At 59.0% G+C, this 14,581-nt stretch carries 14 protein-coding genes, 1 other RNA gene and 1 pseudogene; 10 read left to right on the top strand and 6 right to left on the bottom strand.

The features are described from left to right. Positions 1-152: 152 nt before the first annotated feature. The 3 genes from ACM6I5_RS15885 to ACM6I5_RS15875 are packed head-to-tail and all read left to right on the top strand — an operon-like array spanning position 153 to position 2,530. Positions 153-1,643 (top strand): leucyl aminopeptidase, encoded by a 1,491-nt coding sequence (locus ACM6I5_RS15885; RefSeq protein ID WP_017340634.1) that lies wholly within the window; start codon positions 153-155, stop codon positions 1,641-1,643. Between the two features lie 60 nt (positions 1,644-1,703). Then, positions 1,704-2,132, top strand: a complete 429-nt coding sequence (locus tag ACM6I5_RS15880) for a DNA polymerase III subunit chi (protein ID WP_017340635.1) — start codon at positions 1,704-1,706, stop codon at positions 2,130-2,132. 8 nt (positions 2,133-2,140) lie between these two features. Continuing rightward, entirely contained in the window at positions 2,141-2,530 is a 390-nt protein-coding gene (locus ACM6I5_RS15875) for a hypothetical protein (RefSeq protein WP_017340636.1), read from the top strand. Between the two features lie 86 nt (positions 2,531-2,616). Here the strand turns inward: ACM6I5_RS15875 and ACM6I5_RS15870 are convergent. Continuing rightward, positions 2,617-2,775: pseudogene (locus ACM6I5_RS15870) on the bottom strand (IS5/IS1182 family transposase); the annotation flags it as partial. 219 nt (positions 2,776-2,994) lie between these two features. Between ACM6I5_RS15870 and ssrA the strand changes: the two are divergent. The 3 genes from ssrA (at position 2,995) to rlmF (ending at position 8,017) form a co-directional block, all read left to right on the top strand. After that, positions 2,995-3,400, top strand: a transfer-messenger RNA (tmRNA) gene (gene ssrA / locus ACM6I5_RS15865). A gap of 482 nt (positions 3,401-3,882) precedes the next feature. Next, positions 3,883-6,729, top strand: coding sequence for a valine--tRNA ligase (locus ACM6I5_RS15860; protein ID WP_017340638.1), 2,847 nt, complete (start codon positions 3,883-3,885; stop codon positions 6,727-6,729). A 265-nt stretch (positions 6,730-6,994) separates the two neighbouring features. After that, entirely contained in the window at positions 6,995-8,017 is a 1,023-nt protein-coding gene (gene rlmF / locus ACM6I5_RS15855) for a 23S rRNA (adenine(1618)-N(6))-methyltransferase RlmF (RefSeq protein WP_017340639.1), read from the top strand. A 100-nt stretch (positions 8,018-8,117) separates the two neighbouring features. On the opposite strand, the gene ACM6I5_RS15850 is transcribed toward rlmF, so the two are convergent. Beyond that, complete coding sequence (locus ACM6I5_RS15850; RefSeq protein WP_007905514.1) at positions 8,118-8,399, bottom strand: HU family DNA-binding protein; 282 nt, start codon at positions 8,397-8,399, stop codon at positions 8,118-8,120. Between the two features lie 406 nt (positions 8,400-8,805). Here ACM6I5_RS15850 and yejK point away from each other — a divergent pair, with 406 nt between their 5' ends. Next, on the top strand, positions 8,806-9,810 hold the full coding sequence (gene yejK / locus ACM6I5_RS15845; protein WP_017340640.1) for a nucleoid-associated protein YejK: 1,005 nt from the start codon (positions 8,806-8,808) through the stop codon (positions 9,808-9,810). Further along, a complete protein-coding gene (locus ACM6I5_RS15840; protein ID WP_414884200.1) occupies positions 9,810-10,160 on the top strand; it encodes a glutaredoxin family protein in 351 nt (116 codons plus the stop codon). The genes yejK and ACM6I5_RS15840 overlap by 1 nt, the downstream gene beginning before the upstream one ends. A 134-nt stretch (positions 10,161-10,294) precedes the next feature. On the opposite strand, the gene ACM6I5_RS15835 is transcribed toward ACM6I5_RS15840, so the two are convergent. The 4 genes from ACM6I5_RS15835 to ACM6I5_RS15820 form a co-directional block, all read right to left on the bottom strand. After that, entirely contained in the window at positions 10,295-11,230 is a 936-nt protein-coding gene (locus ACM6I5_RS15835) for a glutathione S-transferase family protein (RefSeq protein WP_031319108.1), read from the bottom strand. An 88-nt stretch (positions 11,231-11,318) separates the two neighbouring features. After that, on the bottom strand, positions 11,319-11,636 hold the full coding sequence (locus ACM6I5_RS15830) for a GIY-YIG nuclease family protein (RefSeq protein ID WP_017340643.1): 318 nt from the start codon (positions 11,634-11,636) through the stop codon (positions 11,319-11,321). A 40-nt stretch (positions 11,637-11,676) separates the two neighbouring features. Then, complete coding sequence (locus ACM6I5_RS15825) at positions 11,677-12,147, bottom strand: nuclear transport factor 2 family protein (RefSeq protein ID WP_017340644.1); 471 nt, start codon at positions 12,145-12,147, stop codon at positions 11,677-11,679. Positions 12,148-12,257: 110 nt separating this feature from the next. Further along, positions 12,258-12,890, bottom strand: coding sequence for a response regulator (locus ACM6I5_RS15820; protein ID WP_414880554.1), 633 nt, complete (start codon positions 12,888-12,890; stop codon positions 12,258-12,260). A 352-nt stretch (positions 12,891-13,242) separates the two neighbouring features. Between ACM6I5_RS15820 and ACM6I5_RS15815 the strand changes: the two genes are divergently transcribed. After that, on the top strand, positions 13,243-13,872 hold the full coding sequence (locus ACM6I5_RS15815; RefSeq protein WP_414884199.1) for a DUF1120 domain-containing protein: 630 nt from the start codon (positions 13,243-13,245) through the stop codon (positions 13,870-13,872). Between the two features lie 66 nt (positions 13,873-13,938). Further along, a complete protein-coding gene (locus ACM6I5_RS15810) occupies positions 13,939-14,559 on the top strand; it encodes a DUF1120 domain-containing protein (RefSeq protein WP_414884198.1) in 621 nt (206 codons plus the stop codon). Positions 14,560-14,581: the final 22 nt, after the last annotated feature.

The following is a 14,581-nucleotide window of genomic DNA, read 5'->3' as shown; positions in this document are numbered from 1 at the left end:
AGAAGATCGTACAACCGAGGGTTGTCAGGCTCGGGGCCCGAGGTTCAAACTGCGGCCTTTGTCGCAAGCCGTGACTTGCGTCTTTCTATCTATAAGCAGGCTCGAGCGCAGGTCGTCGAGCACTGGTTGACCCATCACTCAGGGACCCCGACATGGAACTGGTTGTAAAAAGCGTTAACCCGGAAACGTTGAAAACCTCCACCCTGGTAGTCGCCGTCGGCGAAGGCCGCAAGCTCGGGGCCGTTGCCAAGCAACTCGACGAACTGAGCGGCGGCGCGATCAGCGCTGTGCTCAAGCGCGGCGATCTGGCCGGCAAAGTCGGCCAGAGCCTGCTGCTGCACAGCCTGCCGAACCTCAAAGCCGAACGCGTGCTGCTCGTGGGCGTGGGCAAGGACGAAGAACTGGGCGACCGTCCGTTCCGCAAAATCATCGCCGGCGTCCTCAACACCCTCAAAGGCCTGGGCGGCAGCGATGCCGTGCTGGCGCTGGACGAAGTCGTGATCAAGGGTCGCGACAGCTATGGCAAGACCCGCCTGCTGGCGGAAACCCTGGTGGACGGCGAATATTCCTTCGAGCAATTCAAGAGCCAGAAAGCCGAACCGCGCGCCCTGAAGAAAATCACCCTGGTGACCATCAAGGCCGCCCAGGCTGAAGTGCAACGCGCCGTGGCCCACGCCACCGCCATCGCCAACGGCATGGCATTCACCCGTGACCTGGGCAACCTGCCGCCGAACATCTGCCACCCGACGTTCCTCGGCGAACAAGCCAAGAACCTCGGTAAAGAATTCAAAACCCTGAAAGTCGAAGTCCTTGATGAGAAGAAGATCAAGGAACTGGGCATGGGCTCGTTCTACGCCGTCGGCCAGGGCAGCGCCCAGCCGCCGCGCCTGATCGTCATGCAATACAACGGCGGCAAGAAATCCGAGAAGCCGTACGCACTGGTCGGCAAAGGCATCACCTTCGACACCGGCGGCATCAGCCTGAAGCCGGGCGCCGGCATGGATGAAATGAAGTACGACATGGGCGGCGCCGCCAGCGTCTTCGGCACCCTGCGTGCCGTGCTCGAGCTGAAGCTGCCGATCAACCTGGTGTGCATCCTGGCCTGCGCCGAGAACATGCCGAGCGGCAACGCTTCGCGTCCGGGCGACATCGTCACCACCATGAGCGGCCAGACCGTGGAAATCCTCAACACCGACGCCGAAGGCCGTCTGGTGCTGTGCGACGCCCTGACCTACTCCGAGCGCTTCAAGCCACAAGCCGTGATCGACATCGCGACCCTGACCGGCGCCTGCGTCGTTGCACTGGGTTCCCACACCTCGGGCCTGCTGGGCAACAACGACGAACTGATCGGCCAGCTGCTGAGCGCCGGCAAGGCTGCCGACGACCGTGCCTGGCAACTGCCGCTGTTCGATGAGTATCAAGAGCAGCTGGACAGTCCGTTCGCCGACATCGCCAACATCGGCGGCCCGAAAGCCGGCACCATCACCGCCGCCTGCTTCCTGTCGCGCTTCACCAAGAACCTGAACTGGGCGCACCTGGACATCGCCGGCACGGCCTGGACCAGCGGCGGCAAGGACAAGGGCGCCACTGGCCGTCCGGTTCCCCTGCTGACCCAATACCTGCTGGACCGCGCCAAAGCCTGAAACCGATGACCTTGGGCGGCGTTACTCTCGAGTGACGCCGCTCCAGGCTCAGGAACCGCAATGACCAAAGTCGACTTCTATATCCTGCCCAGTGCTGATCCTTCGGCGCGACTGGATTTCGCCTGCAAGCTCACCGAAAAAGCCTGGCGCATGGGACATCGCATCTACCTGCATTGCAGCGATGTCGCCCAGCGCGACGATCTCGATGCGCGCCTGTGGGCCTTCAAGGGCGAAAGCTTCGTGCCCCACGGCCCCGCCGAAAGCGAGCCCGACGGTTTGATTGTGCTCGGACTTGGCGATGACTGCGGTCAGCATCAGGATTTGCTGGTCAACCTTGACCTGAAAGTCCCGGCTTTCGCCAAACAGTTCGCCCGCGTGGCGGAAGTGGTGGTCGAAGATCCGACGATTCGTGCCGCGGCGCGGGAGAGTTTCCGTTTCTACCGCGAACAGGGCTATCCTCTGCAAGATCACCGTTTACAGCGACTCTGAGCATTCCGATGGACACTCCAAAACCGCTGCAAAAGTCCGCGCACCTGCTGGACGACCTCGAGTCGATCCGCCAGTTGCTCGGCGATGACAACCTGCAACCACCTCTGCTGACCGACACGGTCGAGGACGGAGACCAGGAACAGATTCCGATGTTGTTCGACACGGTCAGCGCGTCTCAGCCGACCGTAGAACCGACTCCACCCGCCGCTGCCACCTCGCCGGCAGCCGCCCCCGGCAAGAACCCCGACGACCTGCTGCACCTGGACAGCGAACTGCGTGCCGCCGCGCAATTGATCATGCAAGACGTGATCGACGACTTCGCCCCGCACATCGAAACCGAAATCAAACGCCGCCTCAGCGCGCGTCTGGAACGGTTGTTGAGCCAATACAACGACTGAGCCACCTGCGGGAGATTCTATATTTGCCCCCCAAATATAGAATCTGGCTCCCGGCATTGGCACTCCTGATCGCGCACGATTGGGGGGACCCACAAAATTCCGCTTGCCAGTTCGCCTTTTTCCAATAGGCGACTGAAGTTGAGTACTGTCGCTTCATCGAAAATCCCGATCCAGATGCAAACCCGAGAACGGACGCAAATCGTGGTTTCGTAAAACGCATCTTCCACTGCCGGATCGCTGCAGCCCGAATAAAGGCGGACACTCCACCAATTCTGGACGTTTCTTTCAGCATTTCCCCTTTAGAAAATAACGCTCCATACAACAATTCGAATTAGTAGCTTAGTTCCCCCGTCAATTACCGCATCCGCCAACTAAATACTGTCAAAAACCGCTCAACAGCCAACAAATAAATCTGTTGATTATTCAACTAAGCCTTCTTATATTTGCCCTGCCTTAGCGCACTTGGGGTCGATCAGGATTCGACGTCGGTAACAAAACTCTAGGGGCATGCCGAGTGGGTAACAGCACTCGTAAATCCACTGTTGCATACTTGATAGTTGCCAAACTTGCCAACTACGGTGCTCCTGCAGTGAACGATTCCTTCTTCAAGGAAAAGCTCTACGCTTAAGCACTTCTGGCTGCCTCGGCGCCAGCAATCACAAGGGGATTTCTGTAAACCCGACCTGATTGTCATACAGAACAGAATCGCCGCGTAGTGTGCTGTGGACGTAACGGCTAAATATTACACAGCTCGCCCTTAGCACCCTGCCCCTCGGGCGGCGACGGGTTAACTCAATTGAACGGGCTAAGCATGTAGAACCGACAGCGGAGTACTGGCGGACGGGGGTTCAAATCCCCCCGACTCCACCAAATGAAGTCAACACTTCACCCGTTTGCTGACAAATGTCATTGGCAGCGAAAAAGGTCATCTGGAGAGGTGACCGCCAGGTCGTCAGAAGTGATGACCGATTTAAAGCCACCCCTAGGGGTGGCTTTTTTTTTGGTTTTTTTACCGTACTCAAGAGACAACAAAAATAAGTAAGCCAATTTGATTGATGCTCTTTTCACAAGCAAACACATTAACCAAAAGACATACTTATGCTCTATACAATCAACTACTTTTCTGGAGGGATGGTCTACCGTCTCGATCAAGCCTGATGGCGAACGCCAGGGTCCCCTCTGAAACCCGGAGCTATCTGCCTCCTTTCCAGTGGTTGACGCCAAAAGGACGTTCCGACAAATCCCGTCGCCCAAATCACCCTGCGCCTGTCTGCCCCCGCTCGCCCTGTGCCCCATGCCCCGCTATACTCGTCGGCTTTTCCTGAATTAATGCCAATAGGGTCCCGCCGCGCATGGATAAGACCTACCAGCCGCACGCCATTGAAACTTCCTGGTACAACACCTGGGAGTCAGAGAATTACTTCGCCCCGCAAGGCGCGGGCGAGTCCTACACCATCATGATCCCGCCGCCGAACGTCACCGGCAGCCTGCACATGGGTCACGGCTTCAACAACGCGATCATGGACGCCCTGATCCGTTTCCGCCGCATGCAGGGTCGTAATACCCTGTGGCAGCCGGGTACCGACCACGCCGGTATCGCCACGCAAATGCTGGTGGAACGCCAACTCGAAGCCCAAGGCCAGAATCGTCACGACCTGGGCCGTGAGAAATTCCTCGAGAAAGTCTGGGAATGGAAGGATCAGTCCGGCGGCAACATCAGCCGTCAGATCCGCCGCCTCGGCTCGTCCGTGGATTGGGGTCGCGAGCGCTTTACCATGGACGACGGCCTCTCGGAAGCCGTTAAAGAAGCCTTCGTACGTCTGCACGAAGACGGCCTGATCTATCGCGGCAAGCGCCTGGTCAACTGGGACACCAAGTTGCACACGGCGATTTCCGACCTCGAAGTGGAAAACCACGACGAGAAAGGTTTCCTGTGGAACCTGAAGTACCCGCTGGCCGACGGCGTGAAGACCGCTGAAGGCAATGACTACCTGATCGTCGCGACCACTCGCCCGGAAACCATGCTCGGCGACGCCGCCGTGGCCGTTAACCCGAACGATGAACGCTACAAAGCCTTGATCGGCAAATTTGTCGAGCTGCCGCTGGTCGGCCGCCGCATCCCGATCATCGCCGACGATTACTGCGATCCGGAATTCGGCACCGGCTGCGTGAAAATCACCCCGGCCCACGATTTCAACGACTATGAAGTCGGCAAGCGCCACAACCTGCCGCTGCTGAACATCTTCGACAAGAACGCCGCCGTACTGCCGGCCTGTCAGGTGTTCAACCTCGACGGCACGCTGAACGAAAGCATCGACGGCAAGATCCCGGCCGAATACGTCGGCCTCGACCGCTTCGAAGCGCGCAAGCAAATCGTTGCGGCGTTCGATGCGGCCGGCCTGCTGGTCAGCGTCAACGATCACGCGCTGAAAGTGCCGAAAGGCGACCGTTCCGGCACCATCATCGAGCCGTGGCTGACCGACCAGTGGTACGTGTCCACCAAGCCGTTGGCCGAGCCTGCGATTGCCGCCGTTGAAGACGGCCGTATCCAGTTCGTGCCCAAGCAATACGAAAACATGTACTTCTCGTGGATGCGCGACATCCAGGACTGGTGCATCAGCCGCCAGCTGTGGTGGGGCCACCGGATTCCGGCCTGGTACGACGAGTCGGGCAAGGTCTACGTCGGTCGCGATGAAGCCGAGGTGCGGGCCAAGAACAACCTCGGCCCGGACGTTGCGCTGCAACAGGACAACGACGTTCTCGACACCTGGTTCAGTTCGGGCCTGTGGACGTTCTCCACGCTCGGCTGGCCTGAGCAGACCGAATTCCTTAAGAAATTCCACTCCACCGACGTGCTGGTGACCGGTTTCGACATCATTTTCTTCTGGGTTGCCCGGATGATCATGCTCACCATGCATTTGGTGAAAAACGAAGACGGCACACCGCAGGTTCCGTTCAAGACCGTTTATGTGCACGGTCTGGTGCGAGATGGCCAGGGCCAGAAGATGTCCAAGTCCAAGGGTAACGTCCTTGACCCGCTGGACATCATCGACGGTATCGAGCTGGAAGATCTGGTGCAGAAACGCACCTCCGGCATGATGCAGCCGAAACTGGCGAAGAAGATCGAGAAGCAGACCCGCGAGGAGTTCGCCGACGGCATCGCCAGCTACGGCACCGACGCCCTGCGTTTCACCTTCTGCTCGCTGGCGTCCACCGGTCGCGACATCAAGTTCGACATGGGCCGCGTCGAAGGCTATCGCAATTTCTGCAACAAGATCTGGAACGCCGCGCGCTACGTGCTCGACAAGGGCGAAGACTGCGGCCAGAACGGCGAAGCCTACGAGCTGTCGCTGGCGGATCGCTGGATCATCTCGCAGCTGCAACGCACCGAAGCCGAAGTGACCCGTCAACTCGACCAGTTCCGCTTCGACCTCGCGGCACAAGCCTTGTACGAGTTCATCTGGAACCAGTATTGCGACTGGTACCTGGAACTGTCCAAGCCTGTGCTGTGGGACGAAAACGCGCCGGTTGAACGTCAGCGCGGCACACGTCGCACGCTGGTTCGAGTGCTGGAAGTTGCCCTGCGTCTGGCGCACCCATTCATGCCGTTCATCACCGAAGAGATCTGGCAGCGCATCGCGCCGCTGGCCGGTATCGAAGGCAAGACGATCATGCTGCAGCCTTGGCCAGTGGCCAATGAAGAGCGCATCGATCCGGCGGCCGAGAACGATATCGAATGGCTCAAGGAACTGATGCTCGGCACGCGCAACATCCGTGGCGAAATGAACATCGGGCCAGGCAAGCCGCTGAACCTGTTCCTGAAAAACGTCAGCGCCGAAGATCAGCGCCGCCTCACCGAAAACGAAGCCCTGTTGAAAAAACTGGCGCGCCTCGAATCGATCACCGTGTTGGCTGCCGGCGAAGAAGCACCGCTGTCTGCCACCGCGCTGGTGGGTGAGATGGAAGTGCTGGTGCCGATGGCCGGCCTGATCGACAAGGACGCCGAACTGGCACGTCTGGACAAGGAAATCCTGCGTCTGCAGGGCGAAGTCCAGCGCGTGGGCGGCAAGCTGTCCAACGCCGGTTTCGTCGACAAGGCCCCGGCCGAAGTCATCGAGAAGGAACGCGCCAAACTGGCTGAAGCCGAACAGGCTTTGGGCAAGCTGGCCGAGCAGCACGCGCGGATTGCCAGTTTGTAACGGCAGATCGCAATGGAAGAGGGAGGCCCGAGTGGCCTCCCTTTTTTGTGCCTGCTCCGTTATTCCAAGCATCGAAAATCCCCTGTGGGAGCAGCCTGCTCGCGAAAGCGGTTTGTCATTCAACATTGATGCTGGCTGACACGGCCTCTTCGCGAGCAGGCTTGCTCCCACAGGGGTATGGCGCTGTTATTCACAATTGCGTTCACAACAGCTGGATGTGGGACAATACCCGCCACTTTTAGCCATACCCGAATCGACCACGCCCATGACTGCCCCCCGCACACCCCGCCCTGCGCGCAAGAAGCCCGACTCCGCCACCCCGGCCAAAACCGTGGAACCGCGTGAAAAGGCCAGCCTGCACCCGCGCAATCGCCATCAAGGTCGTTACGACTTCCCGGCGCTGATCAAAACCACGCCGGAACTGGCGAAGTTCGTGATCATCAATCCGTATGGCAAGGAAAGCATCGACTTCGCCAGCCCGGACGCGGTGCGGGTGTTCAACCGGGCGCTGCTCAAGTCGTTCTATGGCATTGCTCACTGGGACATTCCGGCGGATTACCTCTGCCCGCCGGTGCCGGGTCGTGCCGATTACGTGCATTTCCTGGCCGACCTGCTGGCCAGCGTCAACGACGGCGAAATTCCGCGTGGCGCGCCGGTCAAGGTGCTCGATATCGGCATGGGCGCCAACTGCGTCTACCCGTTGATCGGCTACAGCGACTACCGCTGGCACTTCCTCGGCTCGGAAATCGACCCGACGGCCGTGGCTGCCGCCAAAGCCATCGTCCAGTCCAACGGGCTGAACAAGGCCATCCAGTTACGCCAGCAGACTAACCCCAAGCACATTCTGCTGGGCTTGCTCGAACCCGGCGAACGTTTCGACCTGACCATGTGCAACCCGCCGTTCCACGCCTCGATGGACGAAGCGACCAAAGGCAGCGAGCGCAAATGGCGTGCACTGGGCCGCGCCGACCCGAAACGCAAACTGCCGGTGTTGAACTTCGGCGGGCAATCGGCGGAATTGTGGTGTGAAGGCGGCGAAGCGCGTTTTGTGACGCAACTGATCGCCGAGAGCGCGCATTTCCAGCACAAAGTGCTGTGGTTCAGCACCCTGGTCTCGAAAGCCTCGAACCTTCCGGCGATTCAGACGGCGCTTAAAAAGGCCGGCGTGCTGGAAAGCCAGGTCGTGGAAATGTCCCAGGGCCAGAAGCAAAGCCGCTTCGTTGCCTGGACCTTCCAGACCAAATCCGAACAGCAGGTGTGGCGCGAGCGCTGGGCAAAGAAAAGCTGACTGAATATTCCAGCCTTGGGATCTGCGGTGTTTGAAGAATTCAAGGTACAAAAAAGCCGTGCCCGGATCACTCCGGAGCACGGCTTTTTTTTACTGCGTCTTACTTGTTAACAGCGTCGGTCAGGCCTTTGGCCACAACCAGCTTGATAACTTTCTTGGCAGCGATTTCGATGGCAGCGCCAGTCGAAGGGTTGCGGCCGGTACGGGCAGGACGCTCAGTCACTTTCAGTTTGCCGATACCTGGCAGAGTGATTTCGCCGCCGTTTTCCAGCTGATCGGCAACGATTTGGCCCAGTTGGTCCAGAGCGTTACGCGCGGTGGTTTTTGGCGCGTCGATAGCTTCAGCGATGTCGGCGATCAGTTGGTCTTTAGTAAGAGCCATGTAGTGTTCCTTCCCTATCAAATTCATATGGATTGCAGAGTGCAGTGTCAGCCATCGAGCCCGATCTTCTGGATCTGGCACCCTCGGCCAATAACCACGGGATCGGGGTTATAGATACCGAAATCAGGGTTTGGTTCGACCTGACAAATGCTGAATGCACGCTTAACGCAGTGACTTCGCGTAAGACGGGGCAAAACTAGCACAGAGACGGGGAAATATCCGCCTCTAGCTACCCATTTGGTCAGCTTTATTGCTCTAAAACAGGAAAAAAACGCACAAGGCCCACCAGACGACTGCGAATTGTCGTTCGCACCGCGCCAAAACCAGTGGTTGCGGTACACTTGGCACTTTTTCGGGAGCCTGCCCTGCTCTCTCCAACCAGCCGCTTCAAACAGCCGAGAAGCCCATGCCGATCCGTCATTGCATCGTCCACCTGATCGACAAAAAACCCGACGGCACGCCCGCAGTTCTCCACGCTCGTGATTCGGAACTGGCCGAGTCCAGCGCCATCGAGAACATGCTTGCCGACCTCAACGAGAGCTACAACGCCAAGCAAGGCAAGGCCTGGGGTTTTTTCCATGCCGAGTCCGGGGCGCATCCGTTCAGCGGCTGGCTGAAGGAATACCTCGACGGTGGCAAGGATTTCACGGCGTTCAGCCGTGTGGCGGTGGAACACCTGCAAAAGCTGATGGAAGAATCGAACCTCTCTGTGGGCGGCCACGTGCTGTTTGCGCATTACCAGCAGGGCATGACCGATTACCTGGCGATCGCGCTGCTGCACCACAGTGAAGGCGTTGCAGTGACCGATCAGCTGGACGTGACACCGTCCCGCCACCTCGACCTGGGGCAATTGCACCTGGCGGCGCGGATCAACATCTCCGAGTGGCAGAACAACAAGCAGTCCAAGCAGTACATTTCGTTCATCAAAGGCAAGAACGGGAAAAAGGTTTCGGAGTACTTCCGCGACTTCATCGGCTGTCAGGAAGGGGTCGACGGCCCGGGCGAAACCCGCACTCTGCTCAAGGCCTTCAGCGATTTCGTCGAAAGCGAAGACCTGCCGGAAGAGTCCGCCCGCGAGAAAACCAAGACCCTGGTGGACTACGCCAGCAGCCAGGCCAAAATGGGCGAGCCCATGGGCCTCGAAGAGCTGTCGGAGCTGATCGACGAAGAACGCCCGAAGGCTTTCTACGATCACATTCGCAACAAGGACTACGGCCTGTCGCCCGAGATTCCGGCGGATAAACGCACCCTGAACCAGTTCCGCCGCTTCACTGGCCGCGCCGAAGGCTTGTCGATCAGCTTCGAAGCGCACCTGCTGGGCTCGAAGATCGAATACGACGAAGAAGCCGGCACGCTGATCATCAAAGGCCTGCCCACCCAGCTGACTGACCAGCTCAAGCGACGCAACTGATGCTCGGCAGCGTACTGAAGAAATTCCTGCTGATCCTGCTGGTGGTCGTGGTCTATCAGAACTGGGGCAAGATCGAGCGGGTGTTCACCCCCTCGCAGGTGGTATCGGAGCAAACACAGGCAAAGGCCAGTGTCGTGCTCTACGCCACCGAGTGGTGTGGTTACTGCAAACTGACCCGGCGCTTTCTTGACCAGAAAGGTATTCCATACAGGGAGTTCGACATCGAGAAAGATGCCGAGGCGCGCAAGGCTTATGAAGCGCTGGGTGGCGGTGGGATTCCGATCATCGATGTGAACGGGACGTTGATTCGCGGGTATGACCCGGATGCAATCCTGGCAGCCCTCAAATAACCCGACTGCCCTCACCAAATCCCCTGTGGCGAGGGAGCTTGCTCCCTCTCGAGTGCGCAGCGCTTACAAAATAGTTGGGCCTGCTGCGCCGTCCAGCGGGAGCAAGCGCCCTCGCCACAGGTGTGTGTGGTTTATCAGCTTTTTTCGATGCTGAACCCAAACCGCGGAAAGTGCACATGCACCACGCCGCCACGTTCGTCTTCACGACGCAGAATCAATTCTTCCCTGCCCGCAAACAACAACTCCCCGGCCACCGGATCAACGCCATAATCGGTCGCGGCGATGACCACCTGCTGACCCGCCTCAAAACCATTCGGTTCATCAAACTGCTCATCCGGCAACGCGGCCGGTGTCGCATTGCGCGCCACGTCCAGCGCCTCTTCGGACGTCATTTCGCTGGACGCGCCATGACCGAAGCCCATCACCCGTCCCAACCACGCGGAAACCGCCGGATAAGCATCGACCAACGGCGCAGTCACCGGCGTAGCCTTGAGGAACCACAGACAATGAGCCAGGGCAAAGTCGGCAATCGATGGCTCGCCTAGCAGGAAATCACCCTGCTCGCGCTGAAGCTGTTGCTCCAGGCGCCCCATGATCGTCGGCCATTGATGCCGGGCTTGCTCAGCGGACAACCGGGTAGCGCTGCCACCGCTAAACAGACCGGCGCGATCGGCGATGAACGCCTTGATCGCTTCCGGTGGCATATTGCCGAAGCGCACGGCAATCGATTCCGGTTGAAACACCAGGCTGACCGCATGCTGGAACACCACCGAATCGGCCCAGGCGGCGAAGGTCGCCGCGATCATTTCCTGACCTTCCGGGAAGAACGCCGGCAGGGCTTTTTCCTGCTCCAGACGACGGGCGATCAGCGCGGTGTCGCAATAAATATCAGCGCCAATCTGCAACACCGGGGTCTTGCGATAGCCGCCAGTCAGGGCCGTCAGATCAGGCTTCGGCATCACCGGCGAAATGTTCACCGAGCGCCAGGACAACCCCTTGAAGCCCAGCAGCAAGCGGGCCTTTTCGGCGAAAAGGGACGTCGGGTAATGATGAAGAATCAACTCTGACATGCTCGGCTCCGCCGCACGGAAAATGAAGCCGCAGCTTAACGCGCATTCAGCGAGCATCCCACCCATCCGCCTGATGGGAACTTATCACTCAGATTGATAAGCCGGCAGCAAACGTCGCCACCAGGCATTCCTTGGCGCTTTTCTTGAGTTTTTTGATCAGCCGCTCCTGGCGCAGCGCTTCGCTTTTATCGCGACAGACTTCGGTATAGACCAACGCCACGGCCGGACTGGAAAGGAAAAATCGCGCGCCTTTGCCGCTCTGGTGAGTGGCAAAGCGGCGGACGGGATCGTCGCTGATCCCGCAATAGAGCGAACCATTCTCCGCACGAACGAGGTAGACAAACCAGGGTTTGCTGACGGGCAGCGGTTCGGCGGCAAGAACGGAAGATTCGCTCGGGTTGTTCACGTGACGATCAAGGCTTGAAAGGAAACAAGCCGCGATCTTATCAGCGACTGGCCTGAAATGCCTTCAGCCCCTTCAACGCCTGAGCGCGAACGGCGTTTCTCACCAAAGGCGTCCAGCCCAGCAGCAGGCCCTTGAACCCCAGCGCCTGACGCGACCAGGTCCACAGATCGAAACTGTCGTGATGCTCGCAGATCTTGCCGTCGCGAAACACAAAGCGTGCCTGAATGTCATTGACCACGGTGTTGCCGGTCTGGCTGAACAGGTACGTCGCCACCCAATGCGCACCGCCGGTGCGTTCATCGCTGCGCACGTTGTCGAAGGTCAGGGAAAAATCCTTGGCCCGGGTGGTGAGCATGCGCCACATGTCGCCCGCGTCGCGCCCGCGCAATTGGCCGAACGCCGGGTCACTGAACACCACGTCATCGGTGTAGCAGGCGCTCATGGCTTCGGCATCGAGGCGCTGGAAGGCCTCATAGAACCGGGTGATCAAGGCGTTGTGGGCATCACTCATGGGCAAACTCCGGACGTTCAAAAGATGGCCTGCACGATAGTCTGCAAACACTGGGAAGACCATGGGCATTCGTGGCGGGAATACCGGGACTGCCCAATTGCACTGCGAACCTAATGCACCATGCCACTCTCTCGGGCATAGGCAAACAGGTCCACATCCGTAGAAATACCCAGCCGCTGCATGGCCATGCTTTTCTGTTTGCTGATGGTGGAAACGCTGCGTTTGAAGTAGCCGGCGATTTCACTGACGGTCATGCCGCTGGCGAGCATTCTGACCACTTCGTGCTCTTTTGCGGAAAGCACGGCGGAACTCGACTGAGCCAGAGCGTCCGCCTGAAGCAGCGCCGTGCGCAATGACTCGCTGATATAACGGCGCCCTTCACCCACCGATTTGATCGCCAGAGGCAACTCCTTTGCCGACGCGCCTTTGTCGATGATCGCCACCACGCCTTGTGCGAACGCCGCCCTCAGCGTGGTGACGTTGGCAAACATCGTGACCAGAATGATCGGCGTTGTCGGGTAGCCACGTCGCAAGCGGCTCAGCATCTGCAGCCCGTCGGCCTGCAGGTTGCCCGGCATGCAAAAGTCGGTGATCAACAGATCACAAGGCGTCGTGCACAGCAGACTCGACAGACTGTCGGGCCCCTCCGCCTCCCCGACCACCACACATGTTCGGTTCAGATCGACGAGCATCCGCAAGCCGATACGAACGACCGGATGGTCGTCAGCAATGATTACGCGCATTGTCGGATTTATCCTGTTTGGTGACTGGAATGCGCGAAAAATAGCGCCGTCCGGGTCCTACCACAACGCCCTTTTCCGAGCGAAAAGCCACCTCACCCAATGTAACCGGGGGCCTGTTCTTTCTCCTATGAAACAAAAAGAACCGCCCTACATTTGCAAGCTACATCGGCGACACAGAAGGACTACAGACAACGCTACGCAGCAGGGCGATTTTTAACCCGCAGCACTCTTTCATACACCGGCCCCTCCGTTTTCGTATTAGTTGCATTCCGCCTGGCAACCTCGACCGATAGATTGCGCCCTGCCCACTCAGGGCAACTCCAAACCATCGTTCATCAAGGAAGAGCCATATATGAACAAGCGTTTACCCCTTCTGACCGCTGCCTTGCTGCTGACCGTTTCCTCATCCGCCTTTGCTGCCTCCAGCACGGACCTGACCGTGAAAGGTCTGATCACTCCGAATGCATGCACGCCAGTACTGGCCGGGGGCGGCATCGCCGATCACGGCAAGTTTTCCGTACAAGACCTCAATCCCGACAAACACACTTACTTGCCTGAAATAATCATGCAAATGACAGTGAACTGCGATGCGGCTACGCCGTTTGCCATAAACCCGATTGATAACCGTGCAGGCACAAGCACTGCGGGCAATTACTTTGGCCTGGGGCTGATCAATACCCACGAAAAGCTGGGCCACTTTCGCGTTGTTCCGCGCAATGTGATGGCGGACGGCACCCACGCTCAAGCCATTCTCTCCACTGATGGTGGCGAGACCTGGCTTAAGGAAGGGTCTGCGGCATTCTGGGGGGCCAACAACATCTGGAGTGTCGGTGCTCCGGGTGCCGTCATTGCTCCCATCGCGATGAAAGAGTTGAACCTTGATCTCCATGTGCGTACCGGCATCGCCCCCGCCAACAGCCTGACCCTGACCGACGAAGTCACACTCGACGGCTCCGCAACCCTCCAGATCAAGTACCTGTAACCCTCCGTCATCAACGAGCAACGCCTGGCACACAGCGTTGCCCGCTCACTCAAAGGACGACCCATCATGGAAAGATGCTCCCTCGCTCTATTGGTGCCGCTGTTGATCGCCTGCGCCCCCGCGGCCTTCGCCGCCAGCAGCGCCGACCTGAGTGTCACCGGCCTGATCACCCCGAGCGCCTGCACACCCAGCCTGTCCGGCGGAGGCATCGTCAACCACGGCAAAGTCACGGTGAAAGACCTGAGACCGGACCAGCCCACAGCCCTGGACAACGGCACGCTGTACCTGGAGGTGAATTGCGATGGCGCCACGCCGTTTACCCTGACGACGATCGACAACCGCGAAGGCACTTCCGCCATCCACCCCAATAGTCACGGGCTGGGGGCCATCAACGACGACCAGAACCTGGGTAGCGTTGCACTGGGCCTGTTCGATACGGTGGCCGATGGGGTCGCGGTAAAACCCATCATTTCCCTCAACAACGGTGCCACCTGGCGAGTGTCCTCCTACCTGGGGCATGCCGGCCGGACCGGGTTCGCGGCGCTTAGCGACCTGAGCACCCCGATTGCCATCAAGGATTTACGCGCACGGCTTACGGCGTTCACCACCATCGTTCGCGCGAACGACCTGACGCTGACCGACGAAATCCCCATCGACGGGCACGTCACTGTGCAACTGAATTACTGATCGGCCGGTGTTTCCGGCTCCA

The sequence above is a fragment of the Pseudomonas sp. IT-P171 genome (genome assembly GCF_949767765.1).
Lineage (GTDB): Bacteria > Pseudomonadota > Gammaproteobacteria > Pseudomonadales > Pseudomonadaceae > Aquipseudomonas > Aquipseudomonas fluorescens_B.
This window is presented reverse-complemented; position numbering and strand designations above follow the sequence as displayed.